The organism is Streptomyces cacaoi (assembly GCF_006539165.1).
GTDB lineage: Bacteria > Actinomycetota > Actinomycetes > Streptomycetales > Streptomycetaceae > Streptomyces > Streptomyces cacaoi.
Map to the genome: position 1 here is coordinate 213,799 of NZ_BJMM01000003.1, position 19,529 is coordinate 233,327.

Sequence of the window (19,529 nt, forward strand, 5' to 3'; positions counted from 1 at the left end):
CCTGCAAGTGCGGCTGCCCTCTGCATCGTTGCTGGCCGGAGCCTATGTGACAGGTCGGGGATCTCGGCGGTTGATGGCGGTTCGGGGCGCACCGGGGCGGTACCCGTGCTGACGTGCCCTGACCGTCCCTGCCGTGGCCTCGGTTCACCCGGGAGCGCCGGCCGGATGCCCGCACAGCAGACGGTGCCACGGACATTCGACGGAAGGTCTACCAAGGCGCGGGCATCGGTGTACACGGTGCGGCGGGCCTTCTTCGCACGCGTCGGCCCGCTCCCGGACGTACGCCGCAGGTGCGCAGGGAGCCAGGGGCGGAGTCCACGGAGCCGCTCGGTACGCGGTCATGAACAGCCGGGGAACGCGGGGACGGGCAGCGGGTCCGGGAGCGGGTGCCGTGTCCATCCCGTGTCGCGGTCCCAGTGCAGGACGAAGGTCTCATCCAGCAGGCAGCCGACCCAGACGCCGGTGACGCCGGCCGGTACGTGCGGAGAACGCCGGGGGAGCGGGCCGGAGCCGGCGAGCCGACGCCATGCGGAAGAGCGCATCCACGTGAGCCAGAAGAAGACCTCACGGAGCGGGCGGTCGTGGGCCGTGTCGAGCTTCGCGGCCAGGTCCCCGTGGAGCCCGAACTCGACCTCCAGCAGCTCCACCAGCTCCGTCGCACCATCGGCGTCGGCAACGGGAGGCGGTGTCGTGGGCAGCGGAGCCCGCCACGTCAGGGAGCGTGCCAGGGCGATCCGCCCGCTCACCTCCCGGCGGGCCAGTTCGCTCAGTTCGGCTTCGGTGTGGCGACCCGGCCACAGCGCCCGCGTCGTGTCCGCCCACTTCCGTTCGTCCTCGGCCCGGCGTTCCTCCAGCATGGCGAGGAAGCCCGGATCGCACGACCAGTGCACCGGGCCCGTGCGGGGCGGCTCCGGGACCGGAGAAGGCGGCGCGGGCTTCCCCTGCCGCTGATTCTTCCTGGCCTTCTTGGCCCACTGGTGCGGGTCGAAGGCCGGTATCTCGTCGTACCCCGTCAGCAGGCCGGCGCTGACGAAGCCGGTGCTCGCCTCGCTCGGCACGGAAAATCCGAAGCGGGCCCCGGCAGCACGCAGGATCCCGTACGGGCATCCCCTTCCGTGGAAGTGCTCCTCGATACAGGCCGTGCCGGGGCCGAACCCGGTCACACCGCGCCGTTCCAGCTCGGCCAGCGCCGGACCGATGACGGTCAGTGCATCCTCGCGCGGGCTTCCTTTGCGACCCGCGTACGTGGCCTTCGCCGTGCTCGCGAAGACCACGTGCCAGCCCCGGTCCACCTCGGACATCGCGCGCTCCTGCGTGCACGGTTCCCAGGAACGGTGGTTCCGCTCGGCCGCGCTGCTGGTGACCAGCGTGGTCTCGACCGCCCGGTCGGGGCCGCACTTGAGGTCGTAGCGGCCGTTGCGGTCGGCCCGTACATCGTGGAAGTCGCCACACCGGGGGCAACGGTCGTACGGCTCGACGGTCGCGCCGGTGCACAGCCACAGGACACCTGCCGTCCTCAGCTCCACGGGGTCAACGGCCCGGGACACAAGGCTCCTTCGTGTCGGTGAGCGCATCCCAGGGAAGCGCAAGCTGTTCGAGCGGCGGACGGGACACCGTCTTGAGCAGGTCGTCCCGCCGACGCCCGAGGCCCGCAGGGAGCATGCCGCAGTCCGGGGCGGGGCGCATCAGGTCGAGGGCAGGGTGGAGTCGAGTACGGTGCGGATGCCGGGGCCCGGGTCGAAGTCCTCGTCGGGCAGCGACACCTGATGGAAGATCAGGCCGTCGAGGTAGTCGAACAGGACCCGGCAGTGCGCGGCCGGGGTCGCTGAGCCGAGCGCCTCCAGCCAGGGTGACATCAGGGTCATCAGCGACTTCTGGGCGCGGGAGAGCGGCGCCTGGATGGCGGGGCGGGCGAGGGCGGCCTCCAGGGCCAGGGTGTAGCGGGCCGCGGTGCGGTGCCGGGCGGGGCCGAGGGCGTGGTGGACCAGAGAGGTCAGCGTCTCGGCGAGCGCTTGCGGGCCGCCGGGGGAGGGGAGGGTGGCGAAGTGCTCCCAGTCGCGGGCGTCGAGGGTTTCGAGATGGTTCACCACTCCCTCCACGAGCAGGTCCCGGCTGCGGAAGTGGTTGGACGTGGTGCCGCTCGGAACGCCGGCGGCCGTGTCCACGGCCTGGTAGGTCAGACGCCGCAGGCCGCCGGTGCCGACGATCTCCACGGCCGCGTCCAGGACTTGTTCACGCCTGCCTGCCATGTCCGAACTCGTCCGTTCTCTCGGTGGTCGCCCGTCACCCGGGTGTGCCCGCCGGAGCCGCCCCCACTATAAACATAGTGCCAACCACTATGAACGTAGTAGCGTCCCGGCCATGAGCAGAACAGCCATCGTCATCGGGGCCGGAATAGGCGGCCTGGCCACCGCCGTCGCCCTGCGCCAGGAAGGGTGGGACGTCGAGGTGCGCGAGCGCGCCGCCGCGCGGCCCACCACCGGGACCTCCCTCGGCCTGTGGCCCGGCGGGCTGCGGGCGCTCGACGCCCTGGGCCTCGGCGCCACGGTGCGCGGCCTCTCCCGGGAGGCGGCCCGCGGGCGCTTCGTGCGCTCCGACGGCACGCTGATCGGCACCGTGGACATGCCGGAGCTGCGCCGCCGCGCCGGAGATGCCGTCCGCGTCGTCTCCCGCCCCGCGCTCCACGCCGTACTCACCGACGCGCTCGGTGACGGGAGCGTGCACTACGGGCAGCGGGTGACCGACACAGCCGCCCTCGCCGCCGACCACGAGGTGGTCGTCGCCGCCGACGGGCTGCGCAGCAGCGCGCGCACCACGCTGTTCGGCCCCGCGCACCGGCCCCGCTACTCCGGGGTGAGCTGCTGGCACGGCACCGTCGCGCTCGACGTGCCGGACATGACCGAGAGCTGGGGAGACCGCGCCCGGTTCGGTGTCACCCCGCGCACGGGCGGACAGGCGCACTGGTTCGCCTGCGCGCCAGCGCCGGCGCGGGCGCACCACCCCGAGGGCGAACTCGCCGCGGTGCGCGCCCGGTTCGGCACCTGGCACGAGGGAGTGCGCCAGGTCCTCGACCGCCTGGCCGAGACGGAATCCACCCACGGCCCGGAAGCCGCCGCACCGCACCGCAACGACCTGTACGACCTGGCGAAGCCCCTGCCGAGCTACGTCAGCGGACGCGTCGCCCTCGTCGGCGACGCCGCACACGCCATGACGCCGGACCTGGGCCGTGGCGCGTGCGAGGCGCTGATCGACGGAGTCACCCTGGCCCGGGAACTCGCGGCCCGACACCGGGTGGAGGACGCCCTGTCGGCGTACGACGCCACCCGCCGCCGTCCCACCCAACGCCTCGCCCGCGCCGCCCGCTTGATGAACCGGGCCGTACACACCCGCAAGCGCGTCGCCCCGGTGCGGGACACGGCGATGCGCCTGTTCCTCGCCGTGGGCAGGCCGCCGGCGTGAGCGGCTTCGGCCGGGCGCTCCCCCCGCCCGTGGGGATCGATCCATCCGAGGAGCCGTGACGGCGCCCTCGCAGGCGGCGCCGCACGGGAGCCCTGCGTGAGCCCCTCCGGGACGGGGCTGAGGTCCGGTCAGTCCCGCGACGCGCCCAGGGACCATCAGCGGTGGCGGCTGGTGGAGGTGACACGAAGGTGTACGAGATCGCGAACCGCAACAGCGGGCTGTTCCTCCAGGCCGACACCAACGCCCGCACGGCGCTCAAGCAGTACGGCGCGGGGGACGACCACCGCCGGCGGCGGTGGCAGCTGCTGCCCGTGTGACGGACGCACGAGGGGCGCCCGCGGGCCCGTCCACAGCCCCCGAGCGAGCGCGGTCCGGGCATGTGCCAGGGTGTCCCCATGGCGTGGGACGGTGAGGAGTATCAGGCCCGATTCGACGGCATCGCCGCCCGGGGTGGCGATGTGCACGGCGAGGCCGCGCTGGTGCGTGCGCTGGGCCCGTCCAGCGTCCTCGACGCGGGGTGCGGCACCGGCCGGGTGGCGATCGAGCTGGCGCGGCACGGGATCGACGTGGTGGGCGTCGACGCCGACGCGTCGATGCTGGCCACGGCTCAGCGCCTCGCCCCCGACATCCCCTGGCACCTGGGCGATCTGGCCGACCTCGACCTCGGACGGTCCTTCGACGTGGTGGTGATGGCGGGCAACGTCCCCCTGTTCACCCCGCCCGGAACGGAACCGGCCCTGGTAGCCGGGGTGGCAGCGCATGTCGCACCGGCCGGCCGCCTGGTGGCGGGCTTCTCCCTGGACCGCGGCTACGGCCTGGACGCCTACGACACCCACTGCGCCGCGGCGGGCCTCACCCTGGAGACCCGGTACGCGACATGGTCCCGAGACCCCTACACGGGCGGAACGTACGCGGTCTCGATCCACCGACGGTCCTGAGCTGCGGCGGGGGCCGGGCAGCCAGGGTGTTGGCGGTCGCCCGCAGCGGCCCCGGCCTCCCCGTCGGCAGCGGGCCCGGGGTGCCCTTCGCGGGGCGCGTCCAGGATGTGGCCGTGCCGCGTACGAAGCAGAGCCAGCCGGAGACGTGCGCTGTGCCGCGTGCGGGCGAGTTGGGGCGCTGAAGGAGTGGGAGAGGAATGGTCAAGACCTGCGGATCGGCGCGATGGGGCGTGCCGGTCTCCTTCTGATTTCTTCCGGTCGTTCGAAGAGCACTGTTCTGCAAACTCGCTCGCGGGCATCGAGCTCCGCTGAACAGGCCGACGTCCCTCAACCGGATTGCGCTTCTACGGGTTGCCGCAGAATCGTCCTGAGCTTGGCGGGGTCAGTCCTGCGTGGGTCGCTGAGGTAGATCTCGTGGTGCAACCCCGCCTCCTGCAAGTTGTTGGCAGGGAGGTAGTCCTGGTGCAGCCTGGTCAGGATCGGTGTCTCGTCGTCGTAAGGGCCGATGTGGAGGACCTGGGCGCTGGTGCCCTCGTGCAGCGTCTCTGACCGAACGTCCTGGATGGCCGGAAGCGTCTTCTTGGTCAGGGCGGTGTGCTTGGCGTCTTCGATCATGTCGCCAGTGATCCAGCCGGGGATGTTGATGAGCAGTCTCCATCGCCAGTTGTCTTTGAGCCTGGCCAGGAAGTCGTTCATGTCGTCCGCCCACCACAGTCCCTCAAGTGGGCCCACGACAAAGTCCTTGCCGAGGTCGCCTTTGCTCGCGAACTTGGTGGTGTAGGCGACCGCGTAGAGCGCCTCGACCGCGTGGCGGTACGCGGATGCGGTGTTGGGGTCGCCGTGCCCGTCGATGGCGAGGAAATGGAGCTCGGGGATGTCGACGAGCTCCCAGTCAGTGTTCTTGGGTGAGTAGCACTTCTTGAGCTCGCGCTTGACGTCGTACTTGGTAGTCATGCCGAGGAACTCCTGTGAGTAATTGTCATCACGGATCAGCAGAGGTGTTCAGGCTGCGGTGCCCTCGGGATGTTCGACGAGGTGACCGTTCTTGAAGCGGGTGCCGTTGCGGACGAGGGCGACGAGGTGGGGCGCGGTGATCGCGCGTGGGCGAGCCAAGGCGGACCCGGTCAGCGTGAACACCATGGCCAGGGACGCAGCCGCGCTGCCGCTCCCGTGGGTGACCTTCGTCCGGCGTTTCACGGTGCTGAAAGTACCCTCCATCGGGATTGTCGTGCGCAGGTGCAACCGGTGTTCGGCCGGGAAGTCGCAGAACGCGAGGAGCACGTCGACCTCGCTGGTGATCTTCTGCGCCGCCTTCGGCCACTCCGCGCCGTAGGCGCCCTCGAAGTCGCGGACAGCCTTCTCGGCGTGGTTGTGGTCCTGGGCGTTGATTTCCCGGAGGGCCTTCTTCGCGCCGGACTCAGCCGTCTTCGGCAGGGCGTTGATCACGCTCCGGGCTTTTGGACCCAGCACCTTTGGTGCCTGGCCTGTGGAAACACCTCCGCGAGAGCCCGCCACACGCCCATCGTGCCGTCGCCGACGACGAGTTCGGGATCCGGTATGCCGTGCCGGCGGCAGTCGCGCGGCACGTCCGCACAGGACTCGGTCGACTCGTGAGGCCCCTCGGCGAGCGCGAACCGCTCGACCCGTCGCCCCGTCCACGCGCCTGTCGTTTACGCGGCGCCTTCACCGCGACCGGCCCGGCGGTGTTTTGGGGCAGGGTCAGGCTTGCACGGTGGGGCGGACGACGATCTCGTTGATGTCGACGCCGGCGGGCTGCTCGATCGCGTAGCCGATGGCGGAGGCGACGGCGGAGGGCGGCATCGCGATCTCGTCGCGCATCTGCGTCATCGCCGAGGAGACCTCGGGGCTGGCTCCCTTGCCGACGCCCTCGGTGTGGGTGAAGCCGGGCGAGACGACGGTCACGCTCAGGTCGGGACCCGATTCCTGGCGCAGGCCCTCGGAGAGCACGTTCACCGCCGTCTTGGTGGCCGCGTAGACGGCTTGGGGGGATTTGACGACGTGGGCGGCGGTGGAGCTGACGTTGACGAAGTGGCCGGAGCCCTGCCGGCGGAAGACGGGGAGGGCTGCTCCGATGCCGTTGAGCAGGCCGGTGATGTGTGTGGAGACCATGGCGTCCCAGTCGTCCTGGCGCAGTTCGTCGAACGGGGACACCGCCATGGTGCCGGCGTTGGAGACGAGGACGTCGAGGCGCCCGTACTGCTCGACGGCGGTATCGGTCAGGCGGCGGAGGTCCGCGCGGCGTGTGACGTCGGTGAGGACGCCGGTGGCGGTTCCGCCCGTGGCCGTGATGCCGTCCACCACGGCGCTCAGCCGGTCCTCGCGCCGGGCTCCGAGCACGAGCCGGGCTCCCTTGTCGGCGAGGAGATGCGCGGTCGCCTCACCGATGCCGCTGCTGGCACCCGTGATCGCGATGACCTTGCCCCGGAGGGTCGGCATGATCAGTTCCTTCCGAGAGGCGTGCGTGTGGGCGGGGCGTCGCGTGACCCGCAGTAAACTGGGGGCGCCCCCACTTGCCTGAACGTTAAGTGGGGTCGCCCCCACTTAGCAAGTCCGGGGCACCCCGGGAAGGAGAGCCGATAAGGATGGCCGCCGAAGCGCACCGCCCGTTGCGTGCCGACGCACAGCGCAACAGGGACAAGATCCTCACCGCTGCCGCACGCGTGTTCACCACGGAGGGCCTGAGTGCGCAGATGGACCGCATCGCCAAGGAGGCGGGCGTGGGCAGCGCGACCCTGTACCGCAACTTCCCCACCCGGGAAGCGCTCGTCGAGGCGGTCTACCGCAACGAGGTGGCCCAGCTGTGCGAGGCCGTCTCTTCCCTGCTGGAGCAGAAGTCGCCCGACGAGGCCCTGCGTTCGTGGACGCGCCTCTTCCTGGACTACGTCGCCACGAAGTACGGGATGATCGACGCCCTGCGTGCCATCGCCGCCACGGGAAGCAACCCCTACGGCCACAGCAGGGAGATGATCCTGGCGGCCGTCACCACCCTCATGGATGCCTGCGTGGCGGCCGGGACGATCCGGGCCGACATCCCTCCCACCGACATCAGCGCGGCGCTGGAGGGCATCGCCCTCACGTCGGCGGGCGCGGAACACCGACAGCAGGCGGAACGCCTGCTCGACCTTCTCCTGGACGGCCTCAAGACCGGTGCGTGAGGACGCACGGGCGTTCCCTGTCCTGCTCTCGCAGGGGTCCGCCCGGGTCGCGCTGTTCCTCGTCGGTGACGGCATCGGTGTCGGCATCGGCATCGGCCTCGTCCGGCTCAGGCGGGTCCGGGGCGTGCAGCGGGCGCAGTGCGTCGACGGCCGGGGCGCCGGTGACGGCCGGGGCACCGGTGGTGAAGCCGTAGCGGCCGGGCGTGGGCCCCGGGCCCCTCTGAGCCGTCTGCGAACGGTCCCGCCGTTCCCGGCGATGCCCCGCCGTTCCCGGCGATGGGGAGCGGCGGGGTTCCATTCGGCATCGGCCCGCCGGGCGGGCGCGGCTCGTCGATCGGTTCAGGGCATGGCCAGTGACGGCGACCGCCAGCCCGGCATGTCGATCGATTTGCCTTCGTGGAACGCGCTGATGTGCAGGGACTTGTACCTGTCGGTGTAGACGGCCGCTCCGGTGTAGGCGTCGCTCTTGTTGAAGTCGGTGTCGATGGTTCGGCTGCGGCGCGGTCCGTTGTCCCCGGCCTGAATGGCGGGGTTGCCGTTCTTGGCGACATCCACGACGGCGTGGAAGAAGCACGACTGGTTCGGGCCCGTGTAGTGCCATTGCTTCCAGAAGTAGCGGCGGTAGCCGCAGCCGCGGATGCTCAGCTCGGGGCCCACCGTCGTGCGATTGTTCTTCTTACGGCCCACCAGGCAGGTTTCGACGAACGCCTCGACCCAGTTGTCCTTCTCTTTCGCATGGGTGAGGTTGGTGCACTCGGTTTTCACCCACTGCGGGGTGTTCGCGCTGTCCTGGAGGAAATCCAGGGACCGCCGCTGGGTCCACGGGTCGTGGTAGAAGTCCCCGTGGGCGATGCACGGGCTGACCCTGTTGGTCGCGTTGCCCAGTGTCGCCCAGGGCCAGCCGAGTTGCAGCTCGTCGCACGCGCTGGCGTACGGCTCGTCCCCGATGTTGGACCGGAACGTGGCGTACTTGGTGGGCCCTGGTGTCGGACCGGGCCCGTCCTTGCTGTTCAGTGCCTTGATGAAGTCGGAGTCGACCTGCATCTGTTTGCACTGGACGTCGAAGGCGGCCCCGCACAGGATCTTGAGGGCATTGGCCACGGCGGCCCCGTGCTGAGGGGTGCCCATGGCCACGTAGTGCTTGGTGAGTGCTGCGCCGCCGTACCAGCGCAGATAGGCACGGGCCACCAGTCCTCCCATCGAGTGGGCGACGATGTCCACCTTGCCGTCGGGGGATTTCTTCGCCAGGTCCGTGACGTACGGCGCGAGACGGTTCTTGGCGATGGCCTCGATCTCGGTCCTGCTTCCCTTGTAGGTCAGGTCGCTGTAGTTGAAGGCGTGGAGTTCGCCCCGGTCGTATCCGTAGTCGGCGGCGTAGTCGATCATGTTTCCCCATACGCCGGACGCGGAGTTGTAGCCGTGCACGAAGACGATGGGCCGGTGCTTGAACTTCTGTTGGAGGGACGGCGCCGCGGTCGCCGGCTGCACCGCCAGAGCAATGGCCGACAACAGAGCCAGCGCCAGCGACACCTGTACGGGTTTCCCTTTCACCACATGCATCCCTTCTGGGAAGGCGGAGCCCCGTCGGCCCGAAGAGGGTCTCTCCTGTGCACCGGCGTACGAATGCGCACGGAACCGGAAAACCGCTGGATGCGGTGATATCTCGGCGGCCTTGGTGGGGATCGGGGCGAGGAGCCGCGAGTGCCCGGTGTCGGTTTCGGTGGCAGCGATGAGTTTTTCGTGGTCGGGGAGTCCTACGTCTGTTGTCGACCACACAGGAGGAACAGGTGGCTCAGCTGCTGAGGGTCCAGAACTTCACCGTCTCAAGTGACGGGATCGGTGCCGGTGAGGAGCAGAGTCCGGAGAGGCCGTTCGGCCATGTCGATCCCGGGGAGCTGTTCGCCTGGGCCGGTGCGACGGCGAGCTGGCCGGGGCGTACCGACCCCGGCGGGAGCCGGGGCCTCGATGACTACTTCACGCGGGACTTCGCACGCAACATCGGTGCCGAGATCATGGGCCGCAACAAGTTCGGGCCCCAGCGCGGGCCCTGGCAGGACCACGAGTGGCGCGGCTGGTGGGGTGACGAACCTCCTTTCCACACCCCGGTGTTCGTCATGACCCACCACGAGCGGCCGTCGTTCACGCTCTCCGACACCACGTTCCACTTCGTCGACGGCTCCCCGGCCGCGGTTCTGGAGCGTGCGCGGGAGGCGGCGCGGGGGAAGGACGTCCGGCTCGGCGGCGGGGTCACCACCATCCGGCAGTTCCTCGACGCCGATCTGGTCGACACCCTGCACGTGGCGGTCTCGCCGGTGAAGCTCGGGTCCGGACTACGGCTCTGGGAGTCCCCCGAGGAGCTGTCGGACCGGTTCCACCTGGAGGTCGTGCCCAGCCCGAGCGGGGTGACGCACCACCTGTTCTGGCGCAGGTGAGCAGGTGGTGCGTGACGACGAGGGGCGCCCCGCGGGGAGGTCCGCGGGGCGCGCCGCGTTCCGTTTCAGCCGTGGTCTGTGCTGTGGCGCCGGTTCAGGCACCCCCGTGCCGAAGTCGGAGCACGAGGAAGGCTCGCGGCGGAGCGCCGCGCCGCGTAGGGGCCCTACTGCGGGCTCATGTGCCAGGGGCTGTCGGGGAGCTCCGGACCGCCTCACCTGTCTGCCCTCGACTGACGGCGCGCTCTGCCGGACCTGCGCGTCCCAGGGGCCGCCGACAGGGAGGGGAGCGGGATGGGGACGGGGCGGAGCGCCGGCAGCGGCACGGTGTCCGGAACCGGCGCCCGCGCCGAGCCGGTGCTGACCGAGCGCGAGGAAGGAGCCGCGGCACGCACCGCGCGCTGGGCAGATGCGCGGTGGGGCTGGCTCCTTCGGGAGGTTCCCGCGCCGGGGGAACACTCGCCGACTGTGCTTACGCACGCCTGCGACACAGGGCCCCAGCAGGGAACTCCCTTGCTGGACTGCGGCTCAGCGGAGGTTCTGCCAGGGCTCACTACCGGCCGGGTACGCCTGACGCCGAAGTCCGCACGAGCAGCCGCCATGTGGCGGTGGATGTGCGGTCGGCGTGCGGACCATCGGCTCCTGATGGCACCACAGTTGGGCCGGGCCGCGCGCTGCCGGAACCCGGCGGCCCCCGCAGACGGTGCCACGGACGCCTCGCCCCGCAGCGGCTCCTCTCACCCCCGTCCCACCTCGGTATGGCCCACACCCTGGCTCCGGGGAGTGATGTGTGGCGGAACCCCCGCTCTCTAGCGTGCGGCTCTCTTCGACGAAAGGGCGCACGTGGTCGAGTGCACAGGCGCGGGGCAGGAGTTGGGCCGCTCGGGAGTGGAGCCGGGAGGGCCGGTCCGTGTCGGGAAGGGCGCCGTCTGGGCTCTCGGTCTGCTGGCGGCGGCCACCGGGGCCCTGGAGTCGGTGGTGGCGCCGACGCTCCCGCTGTTGCAGCGGGAACTGTCCATGAGCCCGGCCCAGGGGGCGATGCTCAGCATCGCGATGCTCGTCACCGGCGCCCTCGTCACCCCCGTCGCGGGAAGCCTCGGTGACCGCTACGGCGGGAAGCGCGTCATGCTGCGGCTGATGACGGTGGTTGCGGCCGGGGGTCTGGTGTCGTCGCTGGCGCCGAATCCGGCGGTGCTGCTGCTCGGTCAGGTGCTGGAGGGCGCGATGGTCGGGGCGATGCCGCTCTCGTTCGTCCTGGTGCGCCGGCACCTGTCGACGGGGGAGTCCCAGGTGGCCATCGGGGTGGTCAGCGGGCTGTTCGTGGGCGGCGGCATGCTGGGCACGTTGATCGCCGGACCCCTCGCGGAAGGGCTGTCCCGGCACTGGATGTTCGCGGTACCGACGTGCGTGATCGTCGTGGCGACGCTGTGCGTCCACAGGCTGATGCCGGACGATCCGCCGACGGGCTCGACGGCGCGGATCGACTGGCCCGGCCTGGCGCTGCTGAGCGGCGTTCTGCTGACGCTCATGCTCGGGCTCTCGATGGCGCCCGAGATCGGCGGCCGTCCGCTGGTGCTCGGTGCCCTCGCCGTGCTGCTGGCTCTGCTCGTGACCGGCTGGGTCCTCGTCGAACGCCGTTCGGCCTCGCCGATGGTCGATCCGGATCTGGTGGCGAGGCCGGCGGTGTGGCGCTCCTACGTGGTCACCTTTGCCGTCTGCGTGGGCACCTCGGCGTCGATGTATCTCGTTCCGCAGCTGTTCGCGGTGTCGGGCGACGGATACGGCTTCGCCGCCGGCGCCACCGACATCGGGCGGTATCTGCTGCCCGCCGCCGTCGCGGGCGCGGTCAGCGGCCCGCTCGGTGGGATCGCGGCGCGGCGGTTCGGCTCGCACGCCGTCGTCGCCACCGGAATCGGCGTCATGACGGCCACGTTGGCCGCCATGGCGTGTGTGCACACCGAGGTCTGACATCTCGTCGTCGGCAAGACCCTGGTCGCGCTGGCCGGCGGGGTCTGCGTCACGGCGATGGTCGTCAGGACCGCCACCGCCGTCGATCAGGGCAGCACCGGCACCGCCACCGGCCTGGTCCTGGTGGCCCGCGTGATCGGCTTCGCCGCCGGCGCACAGGTCAGCGGTGCCTTCCTCACCGCGGGGACCCGTCCCGGGACGGAAACCCCGGCCGAATCGGCCTTCGTCACCGGCTTCGTCGTCGCCGGTGCCGTCACGGCCCTCTCCCTGCTCGCCGTCCGCACCGTGAACAGGCCCGCGGCATGACGACACCGTGACCAAGCCCGCGGCACGACGACACCGTGACCAAGCCCGCGGCACGACGACACCGTGCACAAGCCCGCGGCATGACGACCTTCGCGGCCACATCCGCAGCATGGAAACAAAGGAGTCAACGCATGGTATTCGCCGGTCTGTCGGCAGGCGCCCGCTCCGCCGCGAGGCGCAAGGTCCTGATATCGGGGGCCGGTATCGCCGGGCCCGCCCTGGCGTTCTGGCTGAACCGCTACGGATACGCCGTGACGGTGGTGGAGAAGGCCGGCACGCCGCGGAGCGGGGGCTACCCCGTCGATGTGCGGGGCACCGCCCTGGAGGTCGTCCGGAGGATGGGGATCCTGCCCCGGCTGAGGGACGCCCATGTCGACTCGCGTCGGATCACCTTTCTCGACGGGGACGGCGGCCACGTGGCCTCGCTCAGCCCGCACGCCGTCGCCGGAAGTGTCCAGGGACACGATCTGGAGGTGCGGCGCGGGGACCTGGCCGATGCCCTGCACACGGCGGTCCGTGACGAGGTGGAGTTCCTCTTCGACGACTCCGTCGACGCCCTCGACCAGTCCGGCCACGGGGTCGATGTCACCTTCCGCAGGGGCGGCAGCCGTACGTTCGACATGGTCTTCGGCGCGGACGGTCTGCACTCGCGCACCCGGGAGTTCCTGTTCGGCCCCGAGGAGCGGTTCCACCGGTATCTCGGCTACTGCTTCGCCGTGTTCACCCTGCGCAACACCTTCGGCCTCTCCCACGAGGTGACGATGTGGAACACTCCGGGCAGGGCAGCGGCCCTCTACGCCGTGGGGGACAGCGACGACGTGCACGCGTTCCTGGCCTGTGCCCGGCCCGAACCGCCCTTCGGTACCGCGGCGTTCCGTACCACCGCAGGTCAACGGGAGCTGTTCGCCGCGCAGTTCGCGGACGCGGGCTGGGAGGTCCCCGGCCTGATCACCGCCCTGCGCGACGCGGACGACCTGTTCCTCGACGTGGTCAGCCAGATCCGGATGCCCCGCTGGTCACAGGGCAGGGTCGCGCTGGTGGGCGACGCCGCCTACGCCCCGTCGTTCCTGACCGGCCAGGGCACCAGCCTCGCGCTCGTCGGCGCGTACATGCTCGCCGGTTCCCTGGCCGGCCGGGACCACGCCGCAGGCTTCGCCGCCTATGAACACGCCACCCGCGAGTTCGTGACCTTGAACCAGGACCAGGCGGGCATGGGCGAGGCCACCCTCTTCCCCACCACGGCCCGGGCCCTGGAGCAGCGCAACGCCAGGCTGCGCCGGCTCGGCACCGTGCCCTCCCGCACGGGACGACCGGCCCACTCGGCCCTCACCCTGCCCACGTTCCCCGGCTGACCGACCGGCTGACCGAGCGGCTGACCGAGCGACCGACCGGCTGACCGAGCGGCCGTCCTGCCGACCGGCTGTCTCGGCTGACGTGTGTCCGTGACGTAACGCGGACGTTGCAGGAAAACGCCGGTAACCCGTTGCGGGACACACATATCTCCGTGAGCGGATCGCCCGTGGGCGGAAGAGGACGTGGCGGCCACCAGCGCCGAGGACGGCCGGTGGGGAGGGACGCTCGCGACCGGCGCGGCAGGGGCCGGGCCGGGGCGCGGGGAAAGGGGTGTGCGGGCCCTTCCGTGCCCGGCCATGATGCTGATCATGACTGGATACATCGACGTCCCGGCCCGGCTGGGCACAAGCGTTCTGCCCGACGGGCGGCTGCTGGGCTGGGCCGAGTGGGGGCCGGTGGACGGGGTGCCCGTGCTGCTCTGTCCCGGCGCGGCCACGAGCAGATGGCTCGGGTTCGGCGGGGGAGTGGTCGACGCACTCGGGGTGCGGCTCGTCTCCGTGGACCGTCCGGGGCTCGGAGTCTCGACACCCGCCCCCGGGCGGACCTTCTCCGACTTCGCCGGAGATCTGCGTCACCTCTGTGAGCTGCGCGGACTGGGACACCCGGCCGTGGTCGGGAATTCACAGGGCGCGCCCTTCGCCCTTTCCTGCGCCGTGGAGGGGGTGGCCTCGGCGCTGGCCGTCGTCTCCGGTGCGGACGAGGTCGCCAGGCCGGAATTCACCGCGCTTCTGGACGCGGAAGTGCGGGAACTCGTGGAGCGGACCGAGAGCGATCCCGCAGGCGCCGAGGCGTTCTTCGCCGGATTCACCGCGGAGGCGATGTGGAACATGGTCGTTTCCCACAGCCCGGCGTGCGATCTCGCCGTGTACCGGGATCCTGCATTCGCTGCCGCGTACCGCAGGGCCTTGAAGGAAGGATTCGCGCAGGGCACCGCCGGTTACGCCCGTGACACGGTCCTCGCGATGGGGCGGTGGCCCCTCGCGCTCGACGAGATCGCGGTCCCCGTCGACATCTGGTACGGCGAGCAGGACACCAGCCATTCGCCCGACAACGGAACGCTGCTCGCCGCCCGGGTGCCCGGGGCCCGTCACCGGGTCGTGCCGGGCATCGGCGGCGCCCTGCTGTGGACACACGCCGAGCCGGTCCTCGCCTCCCTGCTGGACGGAGCAGCCGGCGGCGGTCTCAGCCCGTGGCCTCGGCGTCCGTGCAGGCGCCGTCCGTGAAGGTGCCGTCCGTGCGGACGCCGTTCATGCGGGCGTCGTAGCCGGTGGCGGGATCGACGACGCGGCCGGCGGCCCACCAGTTCTCGCCGGCCGTTTCGTTGATCGTCATCAGGATGTCCTCTTCGGGGACACCGGCGAGCAGCCGGAGGTTCTCGACGATCGCCCGGAACAGTTCCGCTTTCTGCTCGGCGGGCCGGTGGTTGAAGGACAGCTGGATGAACATGGTGCGTTCGGTGCGGCGCAGGCCGAACACGACCGGCTGCATATGGAAGTTGTCGGGCGAGACCTCGTGGAAGACGTGGAACTGGTCGTCGTCGGGAATGCGCAGTACATCGACCATGGCTTTGTGCAGGGCCGAGGACACATTCCGGCGGTGTTCGGGGGAGGTTCCCCGGCGCAGGTGGACATTGATCAGAGGCATTGATCCCGGCCTTCCGTCGTGCTCTGTTTCTGTTTTTCCGTGCCGAACGCCACAGCGCCTGTGTCGCAATGAAGGTCCCCCGTGTGCGGCCGGAAGTCCCGCCGATGCGGCGCTCGTCCGTGTTCTTCACGCTAGGACCGCCGCAGGTATTCTTCCAACGAATGTTCGGCATGGTGGGCATGCGGAATCCTCATGGAGGCTCGATGGAGATGACGCTGATCGGGCTGCGGCTGCTGCGCGAGGTGGCGGAGCGCGGCACCTTCACGGCCGCGGCGGACGCGCTCGGATACACGCAGTCCGCCGTCTCCCGGCAGATCGCCGCGCTGGAACAGGCGGCCGGATCCCGGCTGTTCGACCGCTACCCCGGCGGCGTCCGGCTGACCGGACCGGGCCGCGCCCTGCTGCGTCACGCCGTCGTCGCGCTGGACGCCCTGGAGGCCGCCGACCGGGAGTTGAGCGGGGCTAAGGAGGCCGGGCGGGGCCGGGTCAGGCTGGGCTTCTTCCCCGCTGCCGGAGCGGTGATGATCCCCCGCACCCTGGCGACGCTGCGCCGGGAGCACCCGCGCCTGCACGTGGCGACACGGGAGGGGACCACGCCCTCGCTGGCGCGCGCCCTGCGTGCCGGCACCCTGGATCTCGCGCTTCTCTCCTCCAGGCCACCGCACCGCTCGCCCGACACGGACGATCCGCCCCTGAGCGTCGAGCCGTTGCTGGAAGGGCGGCTGCTCGTGGCCGTCCCGGCGGACGGTCCGTTCGGCGAACGAGGCAGCGTCGACGTCGACGAGATCGCGGCTGCGCCGTGGATCGCCGGCCCCGGCAGTCCGGACGAGCCGGTCCTCGGCGTCTGGCCCGGCCTGCCCGGCCGGCCCGAGGTCCGCCACACCGCGCGCGACTGGCTGACCAAGCTCCACCTGGTGGCGGCCGGCGCCGGCATCACCACCATCGCGCCGACACTGCTGCCGGCCGTTCCCGCCGGGGTACGCCTCGTCCCCGTCGAAGGCGTCGCCGAGGAGATACGACGCATCAGCCTGGTCCGCCTACCGGGGCCTCTCGGCGAGCCCACGCGGACACTGGTGCAGGCCGTGCGCCAAGTGGCCGCCGATTTGGGGCAGTTGCCGGGCTGCGAGGGGTGAGCGGGTCTCCCCGTCACGCGAGCGGAGCCCGCCAGGCGGGAGCCTCAAGGACGAGTCCGAGCCCGTCCTCCTCGTCCTCGTCCCACCGCTCTCCGACCTCGACGACCGCACGCGCGGCCCCCTCCGCTGCTTCCGCGACGAGATCTTCGCCGATCGGTCAGGGTACGACGCCCTCTGGCGACGAGTGTCTCCGCGCTGTCCTCGCCGCGAGGTGATCGATGAGACGGATCTGAGAGGTCGCCTCAATGTGGCGATGGTATGGGCTGCGGCCATGCCTCTCGGGAGCGCTGATCTTTCGCCCTCGGCATCGCTCGTACTCCCAGCGGTTCCGGGCAGGGGGAAGGTCGTGTCGCTGACTTAATTGTCGACAGGTCGCCGGGTGGGGTGGGAGGGGGCAATATAGGCGCCGGGCAGCCATATCCCGGATGCGGTGGTGCGACGATCGCCCCCGCGGGGACAGGGTGCTTTCACCATACGGGGGAGAAGAGAATGACCGGTGACCGCATGCCCGGAATCATGCCGTCGAGCGAGGCGGCCGCAGGTGCGGGTCCATGGCTGAGGTGCCGAACCACCGGCCCACGTCACGCCGTTGTTCTGCCGCGCTGATCTCAAGCGCCACTCTTCCGCCTTTTCTTCACGGCCGCCGTACGGCGTGCTGTTGTCGTCCAGCCGGAAAAGGAGTCAGAGATGGTCGTGCCCGAGAACGGACGTCATGCCTCGTACCAGCGTCTGCACTTCACCTACGAGGATCTGCTCAAGGTACGCATCAGCGAGGGGGTGCTCCCGCATGTGGAGACCTTCTTCGCGTTACGTGCCCTCTCCGGCCCCGCCGGCGCCGCGCTGTCGGACTGGCAGGCGGTGGTCCGTCCCGAACTGGGTTCCCTGCTGCGGCTGCTCGTGCCGTTGGGGCAGTGCCTGCCTTCTCCGTCGGTGCTGCTGGGGCTCACCCGGGGCCGCGCCCGTGACACCTCCGCCGCCCAGCTGCGCACGGGAGCTTCCGGCGAGCAACTGCGCGAAGCGGTGGCCTGCTTCTGGCAGACGGCGGTGGAGCCGTACTGGAGACAGATCGTGACGCATGTCTGGCGCTGTCAGGAGGAGTTGAGACGGAGACTGGCGAGCGGGGGAGTGGAGGATCTGCTCTCCCATCTGCCGGGCGGGGGGAGCTGGCAGCAGCAGGTGCTGAGCCTGCCCGACGAACGCTCCGCGGAGGTGCGGCTGGCCGGGCGGGGGGTGCGGATCACCTCGTCGTTCTTCCTCCAGCACCGCGGCCGCAGGCTGTTGCAGCGGAACGAGGGGGAGGCCCGGCCCACGCTCTATCTGCCCGCGCCGCTGGCGGAGGAGGAGGCCGCGGTGATCTGGAGCGCGGCGACGGGCGGGGACGGGCAGCTCGCCGCGCTGATCGGCGCGGGCCGGGCGAGGGTGCTCCAGGCACTGACGGAGAGACGGACGACGGGTCAATTGGCCCAGCTCGCCGGGATATCCGGGCCGGGCGCCAGCCAGCACACGACGGTGCTGCGGAAGGTGGGACTCATCACCACGCGCCGGGAACGGAACATGGCCTGGCACGAGCTGACGCCGTTCGGCCGGGCGATGCTGACCAACCTGGCGGGCGTCGTGGGGCCGGCCGGTGCCGTGGGCGGCTGCCGGCCGCCCGCGACGGTGGGGTAGGGCGTCCTGCCCGGGGCGGCGTCCGGCCGGTGCGGCGTCGGCCCGCTCGCCCGCGGGCCGGTGAACCCGCGGCTCGTCGTGGCGGGGCGACCGCGATCGGTGCCGGGCGTGACAGAGCCCGTGCCCGCGCCGGAACTCCGGTGCGCGGCACGGGCTCCGTGCCGGTCGGGCGGTCGGGCGGCGCCGGTCAGGCGGGGACGAGCCGGGAGCGTACCCGGCTCTCCGCGTACAGGCGGCGTACGTCCCGCAGCAGGTTGACCCGCTTCAGCCACCGGTCGGCGCCGTCGTAGCGCGGGGTGAACGGATCCCGGCCGTGCACCACCTTGTAGTTGTCGATGAAGACGAGGTCGCCGGGGCGCAGGACGACCCGTCCGCCGGAGGTCCGCAGCAGCTCGTCGGCCGCGTCCATCGCCGCGGCGGCCTCCGGGCCGGTCGCCGTCATGAAGTCCACGTCGAAGCGCAGGTACGGCGCCTGCTCCGGCCCGAACAGCACCTTTTCGTTGGGGTGTTCGGAGGGCTCCTCGCCGGGGACGGGCGCGCTGTGCGAGTCGTCCGGGAAGAAGCGGAACCCCGGCTCGGCGAGTGCGACGCGTACCTCGGGGGGCAGCTCCACCGCGTCGACGCTGGCCATGGTGGTGCCCACGCCGTCCGGGTTCCGCAGGCACAGCAGCGCCACATAGTCGGCCCGGCAGGGGTGGAAGACGTCCTCGGTGTGCAGCGAGAGCGTTTTCTCGCTGCTGGCGCTCGTCAGCGAGGACTCCATGCCCGGGGCCGGGCAGATGTCGTGGACGATACGGCCCTCCTGCTGGCTCTCCCAGCCGAAGGGGTCGCCCATGGCCGCGCCGCACAGCAGCAGGGCGATCTCTTCCCGGCGTCCGGCGCCGGACTTGGCCGCCGCCTCCCAGCCGGTGGGTGTCGCGGCCAGCTCCGGGTCGAGCGGCACGCCGGAGACCACCGTGATGTCGGACTCGCCGGATCTGGCGCCCGCGAGGAACTCCCGCAGCCGGAGCGGCAGCCGGGGTGCCGCCAGCGTGGCGGCCTCCGCCGCGTTGAGCGGCTCCCAGTCGTGTCCGGCGTCGAGGAACCGGTCGACGAGTTCGACGATCTCCGTCTGCTCGGCGTCGGTCAGTTGCAGCCTGCGCATTCTTCTTCTCCCCGTGAGCTAGGAGTGAGCGGGGACGCTGCCGGCGACGAGCGAAGCCGGCCGCATGTCGGTCCAGTGGGTGTCGACGTACGCGACGCAGGCGTCCCGGTCGGCCGGGCCGTGGACGGTGGTCCATCCGTCGGGGACCTCGATGAAGTCCGGCCAGAGCGAGTGCTGGCCCTCGTCGTTGACCAGGACCCTGAAGGTGCCGTCCGGGTCGTCGAAGGGATTGGCCATGATGGTCCTTTCCGGCGCCCTCCCGCGGAGGGCCGTTGCCGTTCGCTGTGTTCGTCCGGTGGTGCCGTCGCCCG

At 71.1% G+C, this 19,529-nt stretch carries 17 protein-coding genes and 2 pseudogenes; 10 read left to right on the plus strand and 9 right to left on the minus strand.

Annotation, left to right across the window (positions count from 1 at the left end; genetic code table 11):
* Positions 1–338 precede the first annotated feature (338 nt).
* The gene (locus tag SCA03_RS04285; RefSeq protein WP_141275206.1) at positions 339–1,547 is read right to left on the minus strand and encodes a hypothetical protein; all 1,209 of its coding nucleotides are present in this window, start codon (positions 1,545–1,547) and stop codon (positions 339–341) included.
* Positions 1,548–1,685: 138 nt separating this feature from the next.
* Entirely contained in the window at positions 1,686–2,249 is a 564-nt protein-coding gene (locus tag SCA03_RS04290; RefSeq protein WP_030878622.1) for a TetR/AcrR family transcriptional regulator, read from the minus strand.
* A 112-nt stretch (positions 2,250–2,361) separates the two neighbouring features.
* Between SCA03_RS04290 and SCA03_RS04295 the strand changes: the two genes are divergently transcribed.
* The 3 genes from SCA03_RS04295 to SCA03_RS04300 all read left to right on the plus strand — a co-directional run bounded on the left by SCA03_RS04295 (position 2,362) and on the right by SCA03_RS04300 (position 4,397).
* Positions 2,362–3,459 carry an FAD-dependent oxidoreductase gene (locus tag SCA03_RS04295; RefSeq protein ID WP_086815611.1) on the plus strand — a complete coding sequence of 366 codons (1,098 nt, stop codon included), beginning with the start codon at positions 2,362–2,364 and terminating at the stop codon, positions 3,457–3,459.
* Positions 3,460–3,647: 188 nt separating this feature from the next.
* The gene (locus tag SCA03_RS36730; RefSeq protein ID WP_268932852.1) at positions 3,648–3,776 is read left to right on the plus strand and encodes a ricin-type beta-trefoil lectin domain protein; all 129 of its coding nucleotides are present in this window, start codon (positions 3,648–3,650) and stop codon (positions 3,774–3,776) included.
* A gap of 78 nt (positions 3,777–3,854) precedes the next feature.
* On the plus strand, positions 3,855–4,397 hold the full coding sequence (locus SCA03_RS04300; RefSeq protein ID WP_086815612.1) for a class I SAM-dependent DNA methyltransferase: 543 nt from the start codon (positions 3,855–3,857) through the stop codon (positions 4,395–4,397).
* 327 nt (positions 4,398–4,724) lie between these two features.
* Here SCA03_RS04300 and SCA03_RS04305 read toward each other — a convergent pair whose 3' ends face one another.
* The 3 genes and pseudogenes from SCA03_RS04305 to SCA03_RS04315 all read right to left on the minus strand — a co-directional run bounded on the left by SCA03_RS04305 (position 4,725) and on the right by SCA03_RS04315 (position 6,854).
* The gene (locus SCA03_RS04305; protein WP_086815613.1) at positions 4,725–5,351 is read right to left on the minus strand and encodes a GyrI-like domain-containing protein; all 627 of its coding nucleotides are present in this window, start codon (positions 5,349–5,351) and stop codon (positions 4,725–4,727) included.
* 48 nt (positions 5,352–5,399) lie between these two features.
* Positions 5,400–6,037 (minus strand): annotated as a pseudogene (locus SCA03_RS04310) (transposase); the annotation flags it as partial.
* 79 nt (positions 6,038–6,116) lie between these two features.
* A complete protein-coding gene (locus tag SCA03_RS04315) occupies positions 6,117–6,854 on the minus strand; it encodes an SDR family oxidoreductase (protein ID WP_030884883.1) in 738 nt (245 codons plus the stop codon).
* 146 nt (positions 6,855–7,000) lie between these two features.
* On the opposite strand from SCA03_RS04315, the gene SCA03_RS04320 reads away from it, so the two are divergent.
* Positions 7,001–7,573 (plus strand): TetR/AcrR family transcriptional regulator, encoded by a 573-nt coding sequence (locus SCA03_RS04320; protein ID WP_030884886.1) that lies wholly within the window; start codon positions 7,001–7,003, stop codon positions 7,571–7,573.
* A 339-nt stretch (positions 7,574–7,912) separates the two neighbouring features.
* Here the strand turns inward: SCA03_RS04320 and SCA03_RS04325 are convergent, their stop codons facing one another.
* A complete protein-coding gene (locus tag SCA03_RS04325) occupies positions 7,913–9,124 on the minus strand; it encodes an esterase/lipase family protein (RefSeq protein WP_158102297.1) in 1,212 nt (403 codons plus the stop codon).
* A gap of 236 nt (positions 9,125–9,360) precedes the next feature.
* Here SCA03_RS04325 and SCA03_RS04330 point away from each other — a divergent pair, with 236 nt between their 5' ends.
* The 4 genes and pseudogenes from SCA03_RS04330 to SCA03_RS04350 all read left to right on the plus strand — a co-directional run bounded on the left by SCA03_RS04330 (position 9,361) and on the right by SCA03_RS04350 (position 14,852).
* Complete coding sequence (locus SCA03_RS04330) at positions 9,361–10,005, plus strand: dihydrofolate reductase family protein (protein WP_030884889.1); 645 nt, start codon at positions 9,361–9,363, stop codon at positions 10,003–10,005.
* Positions 10,006–10,890: 885 nt separating this feature from the next.
* A pseudogene (locus tag SCA03_RS04335) lies at positions 10,891–12,276 on the plus strand (MFS transporter).
* A 131-nt stretch (positions 12,277–12,407) separates the two neighbouring features.
* Entirely contained in the window at positions 12,408–13,628 is a 1,221-nt protein-coding gene (locus SCA03_RS04340; protein WP_086815617.1) for an FAD-dependent monooxygenase, read from the plus strand.
* Positions 13,629–13,937: 309 nt separating this feature from the next.
* A complete protein-coding gene (locus SCA03_RS04350) occupies positions 13,938–14,852 on the plus strand; it encodes an alpha/beta fold hydrolase (RefSeq protein WP_086817736.1) in 915 nt (304 codons plus the stop codon).
* Here SCA03_RS04350 and SCA03_RS04355 read toward each other — a convergent pair.
* A complete protein-coding gene (locus SCA03_RS04355; RefSeq protein ID WP_086817735.1) occupies positions 14,812–15,273 on the minus strand; it encodes a tautomerase family protein in 462 nt (153 codons plus the stop codon). The two genes, SCA03_RS04350 and SCA03_RS04355, sit on opposite strands and share 41 nt — an antisense overlap.
* Positions 15,274–15,482: 209 nt before the next feature.
* Between SCA03_RS04355 and SCA03_RS04360 the strand changes: the two genes are divergently transcribed.
* Positions 15,483–16,406, plus strand: a complete 924-nt coding sequence (locus SCA03_RS04360; protein WP_086817737.1) for a LysR family transcriptional regulator — start codon at positions 15,483–15,485, stop codon at positions 16,404–16,406.
* 687 nt (positions 16,407–17,093) lie between these two features.
* Entirely contained in the window at positions 17,094–18,074 is a 981-nt protein-coding gene (locus SCA03_RS04365; RefSeq protein WP_086814907.1) for an ArsR/SmtB family transcription factor, read from the plus strand.
* Positions 18,075–18,261: 187 nt separating this feature from the next.
* Here SCA03_RS04365 and SCA03_RS04370 read toward each other — a convergent pair whose 3' ends face one another.
* Both SCA03_RS04370 and SCA03_RS04375 read right to left on the minus strand, forming a co-directional pair.
* Positions 18,262–19,218, minus strand: coding sequence for a TauD/TfdA family dioxygenase (locus SCA03_RS04370; protein ID WP_230988477.1), 957 nt, complete (start codon positions 19,216–19,218; stop codon positions 18,262–18,264).
* Positions 19,219–19,236: 18 nt separating this feature from the next.
* Positions 19,237–19,455, minus strand: coding sequence for an MbtH family protein (locus tag SCA03_RS04375; RefSeq protein WP_030878579.1), 219 nt, complete (start codon positions 19,453–19,455; stop codon positions 19,237–19,239).
* Between the last annotated feature and the right edge of the window lie 74 nt (positions 19,456–19,529).